We start from the raw sequence: 17,533 nt of genomic DNA on the forward strand, positions 1-17,533 counted from the left end.
CTTGGTGCCGCTGGCCACGGAGAAGTCGGCGCCGAGCTCCAACGGGCGCTGGCCGAGAGGTGTCGCCAGGGTGTTGTCGACGGCAACGAGACAGCCACGCGCGTGTGCCGCCTCGGCGAGCCGTCGTACGTCGCACACGTCGAGTCCCGGGTTCGACGGGGTCTCCAGCCACAGCAGCCGCGCGCCGTCGAGAACGTCGAGCTGAGCGTCGCCGCCGGTCGGAGCGGTGCGTACGTCGATGCCGTAGGCCTCCAATTGGTCGCGGACCAGCGGCAGTGCCTGGTAACCGTCGCCGGGCAGGACGACCGTGTCCCCGGTCCGCAGCTGGGAGAAGAGCACCGACGAGACGGCGGCCATGCCGGAGGCGAAGACCAGCGTCTCGACGCCGTCCTGCCCCGGCGCCTCCAGATCGCCGATGGCGCGCTCCAGCAGCGTCCAGGTCGGGTTCTCGTCGCGGCCGTAGGTGTACGGGCCGGTGGGGGTGCCCGGCAGGTGGTAGTGGGCCGCGAACACCGGGCCGGGGAGGGCCGGCGCGTACTTGACCGGGTCGGGCAGTCCCGCCCGCACCGCGCGCGTGCCGTCACCGAGCCCCGGGTCCACGTGCGCGCCCGAACCTTCGTTCGTAGCCGAATCACTCATACCGTCTGTCCCTCCACTTCCGCCCGTATCGCGCCGAGCAGGCCCGTGCTTGCCGCCTCCACCATCTCAAGGCACTCCTCGAAGCCGTCCATGCCCCCGTAGTACGGGTCCGGGACATCGAGATCAGCGCCCGCGGCAGGATCGTACGAACGCAGCAGACGTACCTTCTCCGCGTCCCGCGGAGTGGGCGCCATGCGGCGAAGGGCCTTCAGATGGCCCGCGTCCAGGGCGATGACGAGATCGAGACGGGCGAACCACGCGGCCCGGAACTGGCGGGCCGCGTGATCGCCGTCGTAACCGGCAGCCTCCAGCACGGAGACGGTGCGCCCGTCGGCGCCGTCGCCCTCGTGCCAGCCGCCCGTGCCCGCGCTGTCGACCTCGACCAGGCCGGCCAGCCCGGCCTCCTCCACGCGCGCGCGGAAGACGGACTCCGCCATAGGGGAGCGGCAGATGTTGCCGGTGCAGACGAAACAGACGCGGAAGGGCATCGGACGTCCTCAGTCCTCGTCGGGGAGGACGATGTGCAGCGCCCAGGAGACGATCGAGATGATCAGGCCGCCCAGGACGGCGGTCCAGAAGCCCTCGACGTGGAAGCTCAGGTCGAACTTGTCGGCCAGCCACGAGGTGAGCAGCAGCATCAGGGCGTTGACCACCAGGGTGATCAGGCCGAGCGTGAGGATGAACAGCGGGAAGGTGAGCACCTTCACGAGCGGCTTGACCAGGAAGTTCACCAGGCCGAACAGGAGGGCGACGACAATCAGTGTGCCGATCTTCTTGCCCGTGCTGTCACCGGTCAGGGTGATCTTGTCGAGTACCCACACGGCCACGCCGAGAGCGCCCGCGTTGGCGATCGTCTTGACTACGAAATTCTTCATGTGTCTGATCGTGGCAGAAGAGATCGGTTACGAGCGTGGGCGAGGGCGATGAAGGCATTCCGGTTGGATGAACTGGAGGCGGAACGTGCCGCCAACGACGGGGCCTACCTGCAGTTTCTGCGCGAACGGAACATGTCGGTCGGCCTGTACGCGCTGGACGCGGGCGCGCAGGATCCACAGCAGCCCCATCGTCAGGACGAGGTCTACTTCGTGGTGAGCGGGCGCGCCGCGATCACGGTCGGCATGGAGACGACCCAGGTGGCGCGCGGCAGCGTCGTCTACGTGCCGGCCGGGGTGGCCCACAAGTTCCACCACATCAGCGAGGATCTGCGGGTCATGGTGGTCTTCTCTCCGCCCGAGAGCTGACTGCCGCCTCAGGGTTCCCTAGGGGACGGATCAGGGGAGGACAAGGGCTGCGGGGCCCCCGCCGGGCCCCCTGCCGGCCCTAGCATCGAGAGCGGAACATCGAATGTCCCGGCACGAGCGAAGGCCACAGGCCCCGGCGGATGCGACGGGCCGAGCAGTGAGGAAAAAGGCGATGCGAGAGATCTTCGCGGGAATGCCGTGGTGGGTGAAGTGGGTCGCGGTGCCGGTCATCGCCCTCGTCGTGTTCGGTGGGCTGATAGCGACCGTCGTCGGCTTCGTCATCGGCCTGCTCTTCAAGGCGCTGGTCTTCGTCGCCCTGGTCGGCGGACTCATCTACGTCGTGCGGAAGTTCATGTCGAGCTCGTCGTCGCGCAGCGACTGGTGAGACCCGTGGGGCGGAGGGGACACGGGAGCCGGTCCGTGGGGCGGCACGGGCGCCGGTAACAGAAATCGCCGGTTCCCTCGGGCGGGGGAAGTTTCCCGTACGGGCCGTCTGTGCACGGTGACAGGCGGTTAGAGTCCGGAATTCGACGCGGGAACGATCCCCGCGGACGGCGCATCCCCTCCTCCCGTACCTCTCCGTACGGGCAGCCCACCGCCTTCGAGAGTGACCCTCGTCATGGTCGACACCGCACCCGCGGAACCCCAGGCTCCACCCGTACAACGCCGGCCCGAGCAGCGGACCCCACCCACCCCCGGAGCTCGCGTCCGGCCGGCCGAGAGACCCCTGTCGACCCCAGGACCCGCGCTCGTCCCGGCGTCCGTCCCCGTGCTCGTGCCGCCTGCCGAACCGCACTCCACAGCGACCCTCATCGGTTCCGTGCAGAGGGCGATGCGGCTGCTGGAGTCCGTCGCCGCGCACGAACACGGCGCCCCGGCCAAACAGTTGGCCCGCGAGACCGGCCTCGCCCTTCCGACCGCATACCACCTGCTGAGGACGCTTGTCTTCGAAGGCTATCTGCGGAGAGAGAAAGGGCTGTTCTTCCTCGGCGAGTCGGCCGAGCGGCTGGGCAGCAGCGGTGCGAGACAGAAACGCCGCAGTGCGGTCGTGGACGCCCTCGCGCACTGGCGCGACACCATCGGCGTACCCGTGTACTACGCCGTGTACCGCGACGGCGACATCGAGGTCATGTGCGTCTCCGACACCCCCGCGAACCCGGCGGTCGAGGAATGGGCCGACTTCCGTGAGACCGGGCACGCGCACGCCGTCGGACAGTGCCTGCTCTCGCAGTTGGACGAGCAGGACCGCCGGGACCATCTCGACCGCCACCCTGTACAGGCGGTCACCCCCTACACGGTGCGCGACAGCCACACGCTGCTGCGCCGCCTCGACCGGATGCGGCGGATGGAACTCGTCGTGGAGCGGCAGGAGTACGCGCTCGGGACGGTCTGCGCGGCGATTCCGATCACCCTCGGCTCGACGGCTGCCACTTTGGCCATTTCTCTTCCTTCCCATCAGGCCGGTCGACTGCTAGAAGCGGCACAGCAGTTGCAGGCAGAGGTCGGAAGACTGGTCGGCTCCTTCGCAATCTCTATCAGTATCTGAAAACTCACTCCTTGTGATTCACCGTGTACTTTCAGCAAGATTCGAGCAGTATCAGAGCGATGATTCCAGGCCAGTCCACGGCAACTGACGGGGTTAGGCGATGCGCGAGTCGGTGCAGGCAGAAGTCATGATGAGCTTTCTTGTCTCGGAGGAGCTCTCCTTCCGCATTCCGGTGGAGCTGCGCTACGAGACCTGTGATCCCTACGCCGTCCGGCTGACGTTCCATCTGCCTGGCGACGCCCCTGTGACCTGGGCCTTCGGGCGTGAGCTGCTGATCGACGGTGTGGGGCGGCCGTGCGGGGACGGAGATGTGCGGATCGCGCCCGCCGACACCGACGTCCTCGGCGAGGTGCTGATCCGGCTTCAGGTAGGCGGCGACCAGGCGCTGTTCCGCTCCGGGGCGGCGCCGCTGGTGGCCTTCCTCGACCGCACGGACAAGCTCGTGCCACTGGGGCAGGAGCGTTCCCTCGCCGACTTCGACGCCCATCTCGACGAGGCGCTGGACCGCATTCTGGCGGAGGAGCAGAGCGCGGGCTGAGCGGGTGCGCGACGGGGCCGGGCGGTGCTGTAACGCTTCTCCTGGCGCGGGGAGAAGCTTGCAGCGGTTCTCTTCACGCGCAGCCGCACTTGGCTGCGGACGCGGCCCCCGAGGGGGCTCGGCGTCCGTCAGTGCTTGCGGCGACGGCCGCCCTTCCCCGCGCGGGCCGCGACCGCCTGGGGCGCCGTCCCCGTCCCCACTGCCGCGACCCCTGCTCCAGGTCCGGTCCCTGTTGTCGCTCCCGCGGTCAGCGGTGCCGTGCCCGGGCGGTCGGCGGAGACCATCAGGGCCGCCAGGAGCGTGGTCACCGGCACGGACGCGACCAGGCCGATCGAGCCCACCAGGGTCCGCACGATCTCCGCCGCGACGAGTTCGCTGTTGGCGACGGCACCGACGCTGCTCTGCGCGATCGAGAAGAGCAGCAGCAGCGGCAGCGCGGCACCCGCGTAGGCGAGGACGAGAGTGTTGACGACGGACGCGATGTGGTCGCGGCCGATACGGATACCTGCGCGATACAGCCCGCGCCATCCCATCGTCGGGTTCGCCTCGTGGAGTTCCCAGACCGCCGATGTCTGCGTCACCGTCACATCGTCGAGGACACCGAGCGATCCGATGATGACGCCCGCGAGCAGCAGGCCGCTCATGTCGATGGACGGATACAGGCCATGGATCAGGCCCGTGTTGTCGTCGGTGTTGCCGGTCAGCGCGGCCCAGCCGATGAACAGCGAGCCGAGGACGCCGATCAGCACCAGCGAGATGAGGGTGCCGAGCACCGCCACAGACGTACGGGCCGAGAGCCCGTGGCACATGTAGAGCGCGATCAGCATGATGGCGCTGGCGCCGATCACCGCTACGAGCAGCGGATTCGATCCCTGGAGGATCGCCGGCAGGATGAAGAAGGTCAGGACCATGAAGCTGACGGCCAGGGCGACCAGAGCCATCACACCGCGCAGGCGTCCGACGATCACGACGGCGAGCGCGAAGATGCCGGCCAGCAGGGCCATGGGGAACCGGCGGTTCACATCGGCGACGGAGTACTGCAGGTCCTTCGGCGCCGAGGGCTCGTACGCGACCACGACCTTCTCGTCCTGGTGCAACTGCCGTGACTGGTCCGGCTGCACGATCTCCGTGAACGTACGGCCCTTGTCGTCACCGGTGTCGACCCGGATCGTCGCGCGCTTGCAGTCGCCGGTGGCCTGCTGCTGTGCCGAGGAGCCCTCGGCGGTGGACGTGTCGCCGGTCGGGGTCTCCCCCGAGGCGTTGACGGACTTGCAGTCCACCGAGACGACCTTGGTGACCGTGGCTTCCTGGGTCTGCCGGTCGAAACCGACGCCCGTGCGCTCGTGTGCCGGAGCTCCTCCGGGCCACAGCGCCACGAGCCCGACAACCACCGCCGCGGCGAAGGGGATCAGAATCGCCCCGATGATCTTCCGCAGGTGGACGGAGACAGGGGCGGCCGGCCCATGGCTGTGACTGTGGCCGTGCGAGTGACCGCCGTGGTCATCGGGACCGTGGGCGTCACCCGGCCCCTCCCCATGTCCTCCGCCGCCAGGTCCGGGGCCGTGTCCACCGCCGGAACCCCCGCCAGGTCCGCCACCGCGCCCGTCGCCGGGTCCGTTCCCGTGCCCTTGGTGCCCGTGGCCGGTGTCCTGCCCCGGGCCCGTGCCGTGATCGTGCTCGTGCCCGTCACGTGCTCCGGGGCCAGGCCCCCGTCTGCCGCCGGACACGGGAAGCGGGCCGAACTGACCGGTGCCGGGCCCCTCGGCGCCGAACCCCTGGTCCGGGTCACCCGGTCCGGGGCGGCTGCCTCGGACCGCCCCCGCTCCGGGCCCGTAGCCGCGATCGATCCTGCGTCCGGGGCTGTACCCGGGACCCTGATTCCCTCCGGTCGCTCCGCCTGGTCCTGCTCCGGGCCCTGACATGCCACCGAGGCCGCCGGGGCCGTCGCCGGACCGCAGCCCGCGCTCCTGGCCGGGGCCGCCGTTGCCGCTGCCGGGCCCGGAGCCGTGCCCGGCGCCGCTTCCGCGCGGGGGCTCGGAGGGCGGATACGGGGGTCCTTGCGTCGTGGTCACCGCCCGATCATCGCAAGAACGGCAGGGGCCCTCTGTTCACCTCGCCCAAATTGACGCTAGCGTGGAGGCACCTTTGCACACGCGGGAGCTCGGAGCACCGGGCTGAGAGGGCGCTGACCTCCGTCTTAGCGATGTTTCACGTGGAACATGTGGAACGAGTGATGTTTCACATGAAACATCGGCAGACGGAATCCGCTGCGTCGACCGCTGAACCTGTTACCGGGTAATGCCGGCGTAGGGAGTAGGTCTCATGACCATCAAGGACACACGCACGCCTGCCTCCGACCAGGACGACCAGCCCATCAAGGGCGAACAGTCCCAGGAGGTCGGGAAGTCCGTCGGCTGGCACAAGGGGTATGTCGGCGGCTCGCGCCCCGACCTCCGGGTGCCGGTCCGTCAGGTGCATCTCACCAACGGGAAGTCGGTCACTCTGTACGACACCTCGGGCCCGTACACCGATCCGCAGGTCGACACGGATGTGCGCAGGGGGCTGGCACCGCTGCGCGACAACTGGATCATCGCCCGCGGCGACACCGAGGAGTACGCGGGCCGCCCCGTCCGCCCGGAGGACGACGGGATCAGGCACACCTCGCCGCGCGGCGGCCTCCGGAACCTCGACGCGGTGTTCCCGGGACGGCCCCGGCAGCCACGCCGGAGCAGGAACGGACAAGCGGTGACGCAACTCGCGTACGCCCGCCGCGGGGAGGTCACTCCCGAGATGGAGTTCGTGGCTATCCGGGAGAACCTCGATCCCGAGGTGGTCCGCGAGGAGATCGCCGCCGGACGTGCGGTACTGCCCGCGAACGTCAACCACCCGGAGATCGAGCCGATGATCATCGGCAAGCGCTTCCTGGTGAAGGTCAACGCCAACATCGGAAACTCCGCAGTCACTTCCTCCATCGAGGAAGAGGTCGAGAAGATGACCTGGGCCACGCGCTGGGGCGCCGACACGGTCATGGACCTGTCCACCGGCCGCAACATCCACACCACCCGCGAATGGGTGCTGCGCAACTCCCCCGTCCCCATCGGCACGGTGCCGCTGTACCAGGCGTTGGAGAAGGTGGACGGCCGCGCCGAGGAACTGACCTGGGAGATCTACAAGGACACGGTCGTCGAACAGGCCGAGCAGGGCGTGGACTACATGACGGTGCACGCGGGCGTCCGCCTGGCGTACGTACCGCTCACCGCGAACCGCAAGACCGGCATCGTCTCGCGCGGTGGATCGATCATGGCGGCCTGGTGCCTGGCGCACCACAAGGAGTCGTTCCTGTACGAGAACTTCGAAGAACTGTGCGAGATCCTCGCCGCGTACGACGTCACGTACTCGCTCGGCGACGGCCTGCGCCCCGGTTCGATCGCGGACGCCAACGACCAGGCACAGTTCGCTGAGCTGCGGACGCTCGGGGAACTCAACACGATAGCGAAGCGTTTCCATGTACAGACGATGATCGAAGGCCCCGGACATGTTCCGATGCACAAGATCAAGGAGAACATCGACCTACAGCAGGAGATCTGCGATGAAGCTCCGTTCTATACGCTCGGCCCGCTGACGACGGACGTCGCGCCGGCGTACGACCACATCACTTCCGGCATCGGTGCCGCGATGATCGCCTGGTGGGGCACGGCCATGCTCTGCTACGTCACACCCAAGGAGCACTTGGGTCTGCCCAATCGTGACGACGTCAAGACCGGCGTCATCACCTACAAGATCGCCGCCCACGCAGCCGACCTCGCCAAGGGGCACCCAGGTGCGCAGGATTGGGATGACGCGCTCTCCGACGCCCGCTTCGAGTTCCGGTGGGAGGACCAGTTCAACCTGGCCCTCGACCCGGACACGGCACGGGAGTTCCACGACGAGACCCTGCCGGCCGAGCCCGCCAAGACGGCCCACTTCTGCTCGATGTGCGGGCCGAAATTCTGCTCGATGAAGATCAGCCAGAGCATCACAGAGCGGTTCGGCGGTACGGCGGCTGCGGATGCGACGGCGGAGGAGGTCGCTGAGGGGATGCTCCAGAAGTCGAAGGAGTTCGCGGCCGGCGGCAACCGGGTGTACCTGCCGCTCGCGGAGTGAGAAACGGGGTGGAGGACCGCCGGAGGGTTCCCGTACGAGCGGTAACGGAAGGGACAAGAACCCCCGTTCCTTGATCGTTCTGTCTAACCTCCGAGCCATGGGCGGAATCGACGTGGCCAACGGGGTAGCGGGAGCCGTAATCGGCATGGTGTTCGCAACGCTGTTCCAACAGCCGTTGCAGGACGCCTGGTTCCGGCTGCGGAGGCGATCGGTCAGTGCGGTGCGCGGGCTGCGGCAACGGGAGGAGAGCGGCACTGCCTGGCAGACGTTCTCACTCGGGCCGCTGCACACCTCCGCGCTGATCGTCGAAGGGGACGGCGACGTGGCGATCGCCCCTGAGGACGTGCATGTGCATGTCCTCGACCAGGAGGTCGTCCTCCCCGAGGAGATGGCCGGCTGGCGGGACGAGATCGAGGTGGAGAACGAGCGGCTGCGGGCGGAGGGACGGACACCCGTGTGGAACGGCCCCCGCTACGCGGTCGAGTCGTTCGACATCTCCCGGACGGCCCTGGCCGAGCATCCGGAAGTCCATATACGCCTGCGGCCCACCGACTACTACACGTTCCTCGCCACCCAGCAGCTCGACCGCCGGCTGCCGGACGGCACGACACCCCGCGGACGCCACCTCGACCCCGACGATCCACTGGTCGCGCCCGCGTTCCTCCAGTGCAGCTTCGGGGTGAACATCGCCGTGGTGACGGCCGACGACATGCTGGTAGTCAGCCGGCGCAGCAACCGGGTCCGGACGGGCCAGGGGCTGTGGAACTCGTCCGTCAACGAAGGAATGTCACGGCACATCGACTCCGCCGGCCGAAGTGCGCCGGAACTGCACGCGGTGGCCCGCCGCGGTATGCGCGAGGAGCTCTCGCTGGAGCCCCACGAGTACTCCCTCGTGCTGCTGGCCTTTGTCGTCGACGTCGAACGGCGGCAATGGAGCGCCCACTTCTACGCCCGGCTCAAGGACATCACCCGGGAGGGGCTGCAGGCCCGGATGAGCCGAGGCGCGGCCGACCGCTGGGAGCACCAGACGATCGACTACGTGCCGTTCCGGCCGGGCGACGTCGTCCGGTACATGCTGCACGCCGACCGGATCCACCGTTGGGCACCGGTCGCCCCGGCCCTGTACCACCTGGCTATGGTCCATGTGCACGGACGTACGCCTGTGGAGCGGGCGGAGGCCCAGGTGGTCAGGCGGCTCCGATAGCCGCCCGCTCCACCTGAGTCGTGCGTCCCGCTTCCGGACCGGCCGGTCACTCCGGCGGGTGGTCCGGGCCTCCGAAGTCCGGGCTGGAGAAGTCCGGGCTCGAGAAGCTGGGGCGGTGGCCTGTCGACGAGTCGCCCTCGGGGCTGCTGAAGCCGGGCCGGTTGTAGCCGAGCTGCGGCATACGGCTGACGGTGGGCTGCGGGGCCGGTTTGCGGTTCATGGCCGCCGTACCGGGGTCGGCGAGGGCGTCGCGGAGGAACGGCAGGATGCCCCGTTCCAGCAGGGCCTCGCGCCAGGCATCCCTGGCCAGCGCCAGCTCCCCGGTCAGTTCGCCGTATGCCCCGTCCTCCTCCGCCTCCGGGCTGTTGCGCAGGGCGGTGAGGAGGAGGCCGACCGCGGCGACGAGTATCGCTGCCGCGGTCACCGCGCCGAACACCCATCCAGTGGTGAGCATGGTCTGAGCGAACGCCGGCTCGGGGTCGAGCATCTTGAGGATGTAGCCCACGAGCAGGAAGATCGCCGCGGCCGTGCCGGCGAGGACGGGAGCCAGGACCGCGACGACGGCGACGGCGCCCGCCCCGGCGGGCTCGGCGACCGCCTCACTCATACCGGCGACGAGCCCCACCGCGCCTCTACCCGGCTCGTCGGAACCGGATTCGTGCAGGGAGGACGGGGTGGACGGCGCCGGGTGGCGCAGTTCGTCGCGGACCTTGACGTAGTGCTGGTATTCGGCCGCCGCGGCGACCGTGATGAGCGCGGTGGCGTTGAGCGCCATCGTGCGCAGTTGTTCGGGGTTCAGACGCTGACCGACGGCGGCCAGTTCCGGGCGGTCCGGGGCGGAGCGCAGCGCCTCATCGAGGATCCGCTCGTATTCCTGGCGGTCCTCGTTCAGCAGGTGCTGCGGAACGCTGTTCATGTGCATCCCCCGATGCTCCGTAGGGCTTGGGGCTCGGCATGCTGACGAGCCGTCGGGCAGAAACGGAGGGGAGCCTGCTACGGATAAGCCGATGGTAGAGCGGCGACGGCGCGCCGTGACAGGGGGTTTGAAGAAATTACCGTGTGACTGTCCCCCGTCCGATGCGGTTCGTAGTCGCGGGACGGCTGCCCGGGAAACGCCCGGATACCCGTCAGAACTCCAGCGGAAGCTCCTGGACCAGCAGTTTTCCGGCCATGGTCACGCCGCCGTCCATCGCGATGGCGAGTCCTTCGGCGTAGACGTGCGGGTGTTCGATGTTCGGACGGGAGTTTTCCTCGCCGTCGTCCTCGGTGCCGACATCACCCACCAGATAGGGGATGGGGCTGTGGCCGTGCACGATGCGGGCGCCGCCGTACGTGTCGAGGAGGGAGCGTACGGCCTCCACTCCGCCCTCGTCGCGGAAGGAGAAGCGCTTGGTGAACTTGCGGAACAGGTCCCACACCTCGTCCGCGTCGTTGCGCGTGATCGTCTCGCGGACGGTGTCGTTGACCGCCTCGATCGAGTCGCCGTAGTCGAGGTAGGCGGTCGTGTCGGAGTGCACGAGCAGGTGTCCGTCGACCTCCTCGATCGCGTCGAGGCGGGCCATCCACTGGAGGTGGTGGTCCTGAAGCCGGTCCATGTCGGTCTTCTGGCCGCCGTTCAGCAACCAGGCCGCCTGGAAGGTGGCCGTGCCCGCGCCGGAGTTGACGGGGGTGTCACCGAACCGCTTGGCGCCCAGCAGCAGCAGTTCGTGGTTGCCCATGAGGGCCTTGCAGTAGCCGCCGGCCGCGGCCGCCTCGGCGGACAGCCGCATGACCAGGTCGATGACGCCGATGCCGTCCGGACCGCGGTCGGTGAAGTCGCCGAGGAACCAGAGCCGGGCGGTGCCCGCGGACCAGTTGCCCGCGCTGTCGATCAGACCCTGTTCCTGGAGGGCGCCGATCAGTTCGTCGATGTATCCGTGGACGTCCCCGACGACGAACAGAGGCCCCGGGCCTTCGGCGGCCAGGGCCGCGGGATCGACGGTCACCTGAAGCGTGTCACCGCGGTTGATCACCGGCAGGTCGCGTTGGGTCGGTGTGTATCCGTCGGGATGTTCCTCCGGGTCGGACAGGGCCTGCGCGCTCTCCCCGGCCTCCTGGACGTCGGTGTCGGCCGCACCGACGGTGACGTCCCCGGGGGCCGTGCCGTCGGCGTGCGGACCGGCCTCATGGACGTACGCGGGCACCCGGAAGTCGCGCAACGTCGCCGTCCGCGTCACCTCGGGTCCCTGACCGGCCCCCTGAGTCATCGACCCCTCCACCATCGCGCCGCATCTGCACCGCATCGGACTGCCTGGTCGCAGCGGCCCGCGGTGTCGTGGGCCCATCATAGGAATGCGGATCGCGCCATGTGATGACCCAGGGGTGGTGAATCAGCGAAAGAGCCCAGTTCACCGCGGCTTTCGCCCCGATTCGGAAGGGCTTTCCCTTACGGGCCCGCCCCGGACTCCATGCTTCGTACCTTGCTTCGAACCTTGGACATCCAACGATTCGTACGATCATGACACCGGCGCCGTTGAACTGTCCCGCCGCCGGTGCCCCGCGTTCCTGAACGGGGCCGGGCTCCCGTTCCCCCTACGGGGCCGACCCCTCGTACGGCCCCGCTCTCCGGGAGCCCGCCCCGCACAAGCCCACTTCCCCGCCCCTCACCACCGCCCCTGGGTCACCCTTCCTCCGGCGACCGCGGCGGACTGACCGTGGTACGCGGCGGACGGCGCTGCGAGGACGTCCGCACGATCAGTTCGGTCGGTATCACCTGCTCGACCGGCAGGTCCGAGTCGACGTTCTCGATGGCGTCGATCAGGAGCTGGACCACCGCCGTGCCGATGCGGCGCGGCTTCAGGGAGAGCGTGGTGATCGGCGGCTCCGTGGTGGCGTACACCGTGGACTCGCTGCAGCAGACCAGCAGGAGGTCCTCCGGGACGCGCAGGCCGTAGCGACGGGCCGCGGCCAGCAGGTCGGTGCCGTTCGGGTCGAAGAGGCCGTAGACGGCGTCCGGGCGGTCCGGGCGGGCCAGCAGCCGGTCGGCGGCCAGGGCGCCCGCACACGGGTCGTGGGCCGGGTAGGCCTCGTACACCGGGTCCTGGCCGACCCGCTCGCACCAGCGCAGGTACGCCGTGGTCGAGAGGTGGGTGTACGTGTCGGTGGAGGTCCCCGTCAGCAGGCCGATGCGGCGGGCGCCGGCGGCGGCCAGGTGGTCGAGGATGCCCAGGACCGCCGCCTCGTGGTCGTTGTCGACCCACGCGGTGACCGGGAGCGAGCCCGCCGGGCGGCCGTCGGAGACGACGGGCAGTCCCTGCCGGACGAGTTCGCTGACCACCGGGTCCTGGTCCGACGGGTCGATGACGACCGTGCCGTCCAGGGCGACGTTCGACCACACGTCATGGCGTGAGGTCGCGGGGAGGATGACCAGGGCGTAGCCCCGGGCGAGCGCGGCCGACGTGGCGGCCCTCGCCATCTCCGCGAAGTACGCGAACTCGGTGAAGGTGAAAGGTTCATCCCCGTACGTCGTCACGGTCAGACCGATCAGTCCGGACTTGCCGGTACGGAGGGTTCGGGCCGCGGCCGACGGGCGGTAGCCCAGCCGGTCCGCGACCTCACGGACATGGCGGCGGGTGGCGTCCGGGAGCCGGCCCTTTCCGTTGAGGGCGTCTGAGACGGTCGTGATCGAGACGCCGGCGGCGGCGGCCACGTCTCTGATCCCTGCCCGGCCCGGCCGACTGCCTCGTCGGGTTGTCTCCGCGCGGCTCACCTGGTGCTTCCCTGCTGCTGTCATGGCGAGCCGATAGTAGGGCTCATGCGGTGGGGTAGTGCGGACGCATATGCAGCCGTTGACAGGCACGTTTCTGCATGGTCCAAAGTGAGCAACTACCTTAGAAAGAAAGTCAGTTGGGCAATATTACTGCCCTATCGGACTTGTCGGCGCGCATAGGCCTGCCAAGTGACCGATGTTTCGAAGAGGTCTCAACTCACCTCTTCGAGGGATGCGCGCCACGGCGTGAGCCACCGGCGCGTGCCGAGAAGCGTGATGCGCCCCCTGATTCGTACAACTTTGTACGGTGATACCCCCGATACCTATAGGGCAGGCGGGGCAGGTGAGACGGTCGGGGTGGGTGCACGCGGCGCGCCGGACGTTCCCGGATCATGACCGACCCGTACGCAGGGACGCCGAATCCTCATAAGGTGTGAAGCATTGGTACCCGGTAACCGGCAGCGGGTGGCCGTGCTGAGCCGGTGGTGGTCACGAGGAGGACTGCGGTGAGCGAGACGAGCCCCAAGCTGCGCGCCGAGCTGGAGGGTATCCCCACCTACAAGCCGGGCAGGCCGGCCGCGACCGACGGTCCGGTGGCCTACAAGCTGTCCTCGAACGAGAACCCGTACCCGCCGCTGCCCGGTGTGCTGGAGAGCGTGACGGCCGCGGCCGGGGCCTTCAACCGCTACCCGGACATGGCGTGTACGGAGCTCATGAACGAGCTGGCCGAACGTTTCGCCGTGCCGGTCTCCCACGTCGCCACCGGCACCGGTTCGGTCGGTGTCGCGCAGCAGCTGATCCAGTCCACCAGCGGGCCGGGGGACGAGGTGATCTACGCCTGGCGGTCCTTCGAGGCCTATCCGATCATCACGCAGATCAGCGGCGCCACGTCGGTCAAGGTCCCGTTGACGCCCGGGGACGTGCACGACCTCGACGCGATGGCGGACGCGATCACCGACCGGACTCGGCTGATCTTCGTGTGCAACCCCAACAACCCGACGGGGACGGTCGTCCGGCGGGCCGAGCTGGAGCGGTTCCTGGACCGGGTGCCCAGTGATGTGCTGGTGGTGCTCGACGAGGCGTACAAGGAGTTCGTGCGCGACGTCGAGGTGCCGGACGGGGTCACGCTCTACCGGGACCGGCCGAACGTCTGTGTGCTGCGGACCTTCTCCAAGGCGTACGGGCTCGCCGGGCTCCGGATCGGGTTCGCGATCGCCCACGAGCCGGTGGCGGCGGCGCTGCGCAAGACGGCGGTGCCGTTCGGGGTGAGCCAGCTCGCCCAGGACGCGGCGGTGGCCTCGCTGCGGGCCGAGGACGCGCTGTTCGGGCGGGTCGGTTCCCTGGTGTCCGAGCGCACGCGGGTGGTCGACGGTCTGCGCGGCCAGGGCTGGACGGTGCCCGAGACGCAGGCGAACTTCGTATGGCTGCGGCTGGGGGAGCGCACCGTGGACTTCGCGGCGGTGTGCGAGCGGGCCGGTGTGGTCGTGCGGCCGTTCTCGGGTGAGGGTGTCCGCGTGACGATCGGCGAGGCCGAGGCGAACGACGTCTTCCTGAAAACGGCGGAGATGTTCCACAAGGAGTTCTAGGGCGCTGAGTTCCGGGGCAAGAGGCTCCAGGGCAGCTTCGGAGCCCGCCCTGCGGACATGTGCGGCACGTCACTCACCACGGGTGACGTGCCGTTTTGCTGCCCGGGAGGCCCGGAATCACGTACTCCGGGGCGGTTGGAGGCCGATGGGGGACCCCGCGTCTCCCGCCTCGAACGGGCATGCGCCATAATTGCTTGTGAATGTGAACGCGTTCACAAGCGCGTCCCGTTTGTCCCTCTCGTGTGGTTCGGCGACCGGGACGGACCGTCGCAATGATCACGGCTCGTAAGCTCGTAAGGAGGAGATGTGGACATCGCTCTGGCGCCGGAGACTCTGGCCCGATGGCAGTTCGGCATCACCACCGTCTACCACTTCCTGTTCGTCCCGCTGACGATCTCCCTCGCCGCGCTCACCGCCGGCCTGCAGACCGCCTGGGTCCGCACGGAGAAGGAGAAGTACCTCAGGGCCACGAAGTTCTGGGGCAAGCTCTTCCTGATCAACATCGCCATGGGCGTCGTCACCGGCATCGTGCAGGAGTTCCAGTTCGGCATGAACTGGTCCGACTACTCACGCTTCGTCGGCGATGTCTTCGGCGCCCCGCTCGCGTTCGAGGCACTGATCGCCTTCTTCTTCGAGTCCACCTTCATCGGGCTGTGGATCTTCGGCTGGGACAAGCTGCCGAAGCGGATCCACCTGGCCTGCATCTGGATGGTCTCGATCGGCACGATCCTGTCGGCGTACTTCATCCTCGCGGCCAACTCCTGGATGCAGCATCCCGTCGGCTACCGGATCAACGAGCAGAAGGGGCGCGCCGAACTCACCGACTTCTGGCTGGTCCTCACCCAGAACACCGCGCTGACCCAGGTCTTCCACACCCTGTCCGCGGCCTTCCTCACGGGTGGCGCCTTCATGGTCGGCATCGCCGCCTTCCATCTGACGCGCGGGAAGCACATCGAGGTGATGAAGACCTCGCTGCGGCTCGGCCTGGTGACCGTCGTCATCGGCGGTCTGCTCACCGCGGTCAGCGGTGACTTCCTCGGCAAGGTCATGTTCAAGCAGCAGCCGATGAAGATGGCCGCCGCCGAAGCCCTCTGGGACGGCGAGGCGCCCGCGCCCTTCTCCGTCTTCGCCTACGGCGACGTCGAGGCCGGCCACAACAAGGTCGCCATCGAGATCCCCGGCCTGCTGTCCTTCCTCGCCAACGACGACTTCAGCTCGTACGTCCCCGGCATCAACGACGTCAACAAGGCCGAGCAGGAGAAGTTCGGGCCCGGCGACTACCGGCCCAACATCCCGGTCGCCTACTGGGGCTTCCGCTGGATGATCGGCTTCGGCATGACGTCCTTCGCGATCGGGCTGGCCGGACTCTGGCTGACCCGCAAGAAGTTCATGCTGCCGCAGCATCTGCGCGTCGGTGACGGCGAGGTGCCCCACCTGTCACTGCTGCCCGGCAGGGCGCTCGGCCCGACGCTCACCAAGTGGTACTGGCGCATCGCGATCCTCACCCTGGGCTTCCCGCTGATCGCCAGTTCCTGGGGCTGGATCTTCACCGAGATGGGCCGCCAGCCGTGGGTCGTGTACGGCATCTTCCAGACCCGGGACGCGGTCTCCCCCGGCGTCTCGCAGTGGGAGATCCTCACCTCGATGATCGTCTTCACCTCGCTCTACGCGATTCTCGCCGTCATCGAGGTCAAGCTCCTCGTGAAGTACGTCAAGGCGGGCCCGCCCGAACTGACCGAGGCCGACCTCAACCCGCCCACGAAGATCGGCGGCGACCCCCAGGACGCCGACAAGCCGATGGCCTTCTCCTACTAGGCCCAGGGAGCTGGAATCGCCATGCAACTTCACGACGTCTGGTTCGTCCTCATCGCCGTCCTGTGGACCGGCTACTTCTTCCTGGAGGGCTTCGACTTCGGGGTCGGCGTCCTGACCAAGCTGCTCGCCCGCGACCGGGCCGAGAAGCGGGTCCTCATCAACACCATCGGACCCGTCTGGGACGGCAACGAGGTGTGGCTGCTCTCGGCGGGCGGCGCGACCTTCGCCGCCTTCCCCGAGTGGTACGCCACCCTCTTCTCCGGCTTCTATCTGCCGCTGCTGCTCATCCTGGTCTGCCTGATCGTGCGGGGCGTCGCGTTCGAGTACCGCGTGAAGCGGCCCGAGGAGAACTGGCAGCGCAACTGGGAGACCGCGATCTTCTGGACCTCGCTCCTCCCGGCGTTTCTCTGGGGCGTGGCCTTCGCCAACATCGTGCGCGGGGTGAAGATCGACGCGGACTTCGAGTACGTCGGGAGTCTCGCCGACCTGCTCAACCCGTACGCCCTGCTCGGCGGCCTGGTCACCCTGTCGCTGTTCACCTTCCACGGCACGGTGTTCGTCGGTCTCAAGACCGTCGGGGACATCCGGGAACGGGCGCGGAAGCTGGCCGTTCGCGTCGGACTCGTGACCGCTGTCGTCGCGCTCGCGTTCCTGGCCTGGACCCAGGCAGACAAGGGCGACGGGGGCTCCCTGGCCGCGGCGGTCGTGGCTGTGCTCGCGCTCGTCGCCGCACTGGGGGCGGCATGGAAGGGGCGTGAGGGCTGGGCGTTCGCGTTCTCCGGGGTCACCATCGTGGCCGCCGTCGCGATGCTGTTCCTGACGCTCTTCCCGAACGTCATGCCGTCCTCGCTCGACGCGGACTGGAACCTCACGGTCACCAACGCCTCGTCGAGCCCGTACACGCTGAAGATCATGACGTGGTGTGCGGGGATCGCGACCCCCATGGTCCTGCTCTACCAGGGCTGGACGTACTGGGTGTTCCGCAAGCGGATCGGCACGCAGCATCTCGCCGACGCCGCGCACTGAGCCGTCTCTGTCTGCAGGGTTGTCTCTGTCCGTGGGAGCGGTTTCGC

At 68.5% G+C, this 17,533-nt stretch carries 16 protein-coding genes; 9 read left to right on the top strand and 7 right to left on the bottom strand.

What is annotated here, in order from left to right; all coding sequences use genetic code 11:
• The 3 genes from STRTUCAR8_RS02385 to STRTUCAR8_RS02395 all read right to left on the bottom strand — a co-directional run.
• Positions 1 to 639 (bottom strand): PLP-dependent transferase (locus STRTUCAR8_RS02385; RefSeq protein ID WP_044471511.1); only part of this gene is annotated, 639 nt, incomplete at its 3' end.
• Complete coding sequence (locus tag STRTUCAR8_RS02390; protein ID WP_006373809.1) at positions 636 to 1,127, bottom strand: low molecular weight protein-tyrosine-phosphatase; 492 nt, start codon at positions 1,125 to 1,127, stop codon at positions 636 to 638. The genes STRTUCAR8_RS02390 and STRTUCAR8_RS02385, both read right to left, overlap by 4 nt.
• 9 nt (positions 1,128 to 1,136) lie before the next feature.
• A complete protein-coding gene (locus tag STRTUCAR8_RS02395; protein ID WP_006373800.1) occupies positions 1,137 to 1,514 on the bottom strand; it encodes a phage holin family protein in 378 nt (125 codons plus the stop codon).
• A gap of 48 nt (positions 1,515 to 1,562) precedes the next feature.
• On the opposite strand from STRTUCAR8_RS02395, the gene STRTUCAR8_RS02400 reads away from it, so the two are divergent.
• The 4 genes from STRTUCAR8_RS02400 (at position 1,563) to STRTUCAR8_RS02415 (ending at position 3,964) form a co-directional block, all read left to right on the top strand.
• Positions 1,563 to 1,880 (top strand): cupin domain-containing protein, encoded by a 318-nt coding sequence (locus STRTUCAR8_RS02400; RefSeq protein ID WP_044471505.1) that lies wholly within the window; start codon positions 1,563 to 1,565, stop codon positions 1,878 to 1,880.
• Positions 1,881 to 2,052: 172 nt separating this feature from the next.
• On the top strand, positions 2,053 to 2,265 hold the full coding sequence (locus tag STRTUCAR8_RS02405; RefSeq protein WP_006373816.1) for a DUF5326 family protein: 213 nt from the start codon (positions 2,053 to 2,055) through the stop codon (positions 2,263 to 2,265).
• Positions 2,266 to 2,499: 234 nt separating this feature from the next.
• Entirely contained in the window at positions 2,500 to 3,426 is a 927-nt protein-coding gene (locus tag STRTUCAR8_RS02410) for an IclR family transcriptional regulator (RefSeq protein WP_407705430.1), read from the top strand.
• 100 nt (positions 3,427 to 3,526) lie between these two features.
• Positions 3,527 to 3,964, top strand: coding sequence for an SsgA family sporulation/cell division regulator (locus STRTUCAR8_RS02415; RefSeq protein ID WP_006373803.1), 438 nt, complete (start codon positions 3,527 to 3,529; stop codon positions 3,962 to 3,964).
• Between the two features lie 128 nt (positions 3,965 to 4,092).
• On the opposite strand, the gene STRTUCAR8_RS02420 is transcribed toward STRTUCAR8_RS02415, so the two are convergent.
• Positions 4,093 to 5,691, bottom strand: a complete 1,599-nt coding sequence (locus STRTUCAR8_RS02420) for a YibE/F family protein (protein ID WP_078507092.1) — start codon at positions 5,689 to 5,691, stop codon at positions 4,093 to 4,095.
• A gap of 595 nt (positions 5,692 to 6,286) precedes the next feature.
• Between STRTUCAR8_RS02420 and thiC the strand changes: the two genes are divergently transcribed.
• Together thiC and STRTUCAR8_RS02435 are read left to right on the top strand one after the other, a co-directional pair.
• Positions 6,287 to 8,107, top strand: coding sequence for a phosphomethylpyrimidine synthase ThiC (gene thiC, locus STRTUCAR8_RS02430; RefSeq protein WP_006373815.1), 1,821 nt, complete (start codon positions 6,287 to 6,289; stop codon positions 8,105 to 8,107).
• Between the two features lie 97 nt (positions 8,108 to 8,204).
• Entirely contained in the window at positions 8,205 to 9,311 is a 1,107-nt protein-coding gene (locus STRTUCAR8_RS02435) for an NUDIX hydrolase (RefSeq protein ID WP_044471508.1), read from the top strand.
• Between the two features lie 46 nt (positions 9,312 to 9,357).
• On the opposite strand, the gene STRTUCAR8_RS02440 is transcribed toward STRTUCAR8_RS02435, so the two are convergent.
• The 3 genes from STRTUCAR8_RS02440 to STRTUCAR8_RS02450 all read right to left on the bottom strand — a co-directional run bounded on the left by STRTUCAR8_RS02440 (position 9,358) and on the right by STRTUCAR8_RS02450 (position 13,083).
• On the bottom strand, positions 9,358 to 10,233 hold the full coding sequence (locus STRTUCAR8_RS02440; protein ID WP_006373805.1) for a hypothetical protein: 876 nt from the start codon (positions 10,231 to 10,233) through the stop codon (positions 9,358 to 9,360).
• A gap of 205 nt (positions 10,234 to 10,438) precedes the next feature.
• Positions 10,439 to 11,572 carry a metallophosphoesterase gene (locus STRTUCAR8_RS02445; RefSeq protein ID WP_245879239.1) on the bottom strand — a complete coding sequence of 378 codons (1,134 nt, stop codon included), beginning with the start codon at positions 11,570 to 11,572 and terminating at the stop codon, positions 10,439 to 10,441.
• Between the two features lie 398 nt (positions 11,573 to 11,970).
• Positions 11,971 to 13,083 (bottom strand): LacI family DNA-binding transcriptional regulator, encoded by a 1,113-nt coding sequence (locus tag STRTUCAR8_RS02450; protein WP_078507093.1) that lies wholly within the window; start codon positions 13,081 to 13,083, stop codon positions 11,971 to 11,973.
• Positions 13,084 to 13,565: 482 nt separating this feature from the next.
• Here STRTUCAR8_RS02450 and hisC point away from each other — a divergent pair, with 482 nt between their 5' ends.
• From hisC to cydB, 3 genes are all read left to right on the top strand, one after another.
• Positions 13,566 to 14,645 carry a histidinol-phosphate transaminase gene (gene hisC, locus STRTUCAR8_RS02455; protein WP_006373807.1) on the top strand — a complete coding sequence of 360 codons (1,080 nt, stop codon included), beginning with the start codon at positions 13,566 to 13,568 and terminating at the stop codon, positions 14,643 to 14,645.
• A gap of 306 nt (positions 14,646 to 14,951) precedes the next feature.
• Entirely contained in the window at positions 14,952 to 16,460 is a 1,509-nt protein-coding gene (locus STRTUCAR8_RS02460; protein ID WP_006373814.1) for a cytochrome ubiquinol oxidase subunit I, read from the top strand.
• A 21-nt stretch (positions 16,461 to 16,481) separates the two neighbouring features.
• Positions 16,482 to 17,486, top strand: a complete 1,005-nt coding sequence (gene cydB / locus STRTUCAR8_RS02465) for a cytochrome d ubiquinol oxidase subunit II (protein ID WP_006373801.1) — start codon at positions 16,482 to 16,484, stop codon at positions 17,484 to 17,486.
• The last annotated feature ends 47 nt before the right edge of the window (positions 17,487 to 17,533 follow it).

It is taken from the genome of Streptomyces turgidiscabies Car8 (assembly GCF_000331005.1).
GTDB lineage: Bacteria > Actinomycetota > Actinomycetes > Streptomycetales > Streptomycetaceae > Streptomyces > Streptomyces turgidiscabies.

What these genes read in the sequence shown, in the direction of transcription:
- STRTUCAR8_RS02395 (WP_006373800.1), bottom strand. Translation starts at nt 1,514, where the DNA reads ATGAAGAATTTCGTAGTCAAGACGATCGCCAACGCGGGCGCTCTCGGC.
- STRTUCAR8_RS02415 (WP_006373803.1), top strand. Translation starts at nt 3,527, where the DNA reads ATGCGCGAGTCGGTGCAGGCAGAAGTCATGATGAGCTTTCTTGTCTCG.
- STRTUCAR8_RS02450 (WP_078507093.1), bottom strand. Translation starts at nt 13,083, where the DNA reads ATGACAGCAGCAGGGAAGCACCAGGTGAGCCGCGCGGAGACAACCCGA.
- cydB (WP_006373801.1), top strand. Translation starts at nt 16,482, where the DNA reads ATGCAACTTCACGACGTCTGGTTCGTCCTCATCGCCGTCCTGTGGACC.
- STRTUCAR8_RS02445 (WP_245879239.1), bottom strand. Translation starts at nt 11,572, where the DNA reads ATGGTGGAGGGGTCGATGACTCAGGGGGCCGGTCAGGGACCCGAGGTG.
- STRTUCAR8_RS02440 (WP_006373805.1), bottom strand. Translation starts at nt 10,233, where the DNA reads ATGCACATGAACAGCGTTCCGCAGCACCTGCTGAACGAGGACCGCCAG.
- STRTUCAR8_RS02410 (WP_407705430.1), top strand. Translation starts at nt 2,500, where the DNA reads ATGGTCGACACCGCACCCGCGGAACCCCAGGCTCCACCCGTACAACGC.
- STRTUCAR8_RS02400 (WP_044471505.1), top strand. Translation starts at nt 1,563, where the DNA reads ATGAAGGCATTCCGGTTGGATGAACTGGAGGCGGAACGTGCCGCCAAC.
- STRTUCAR8_RS02405 (WP_006373816.1), top strand. Translation starts at nt 2,053, where the DNA reads ATGCGAGAGATCTTCGCGGGAATGCCGTGGTGGGTGAAGTGGGTCGCG.
- STRTUCAR8_RS02435 (WP_044471508.1), top strand. Translation starts at nt 8,205, where the DNA reads ATGGGCGGAATCGACGTGGCCAACGGGGTAGCGGGAGCCGTAATCGGC.
- thiC (WP_006373815.1), top strand. Translation starts at nt 6,287, where the DNA reads ATGACCATCAAGGACACACGCACGCCTGCCTCCGACCAGGACGACCAG.
- STRTUCAR8_RS02390 (WP_006373809.1), bottom strand. Translation starts at nt 1,127, where the DNA reads ATGCCCTTCCGCGTCTGTTTCGTCTGCACCGGCAACATCTGCCGCTCC.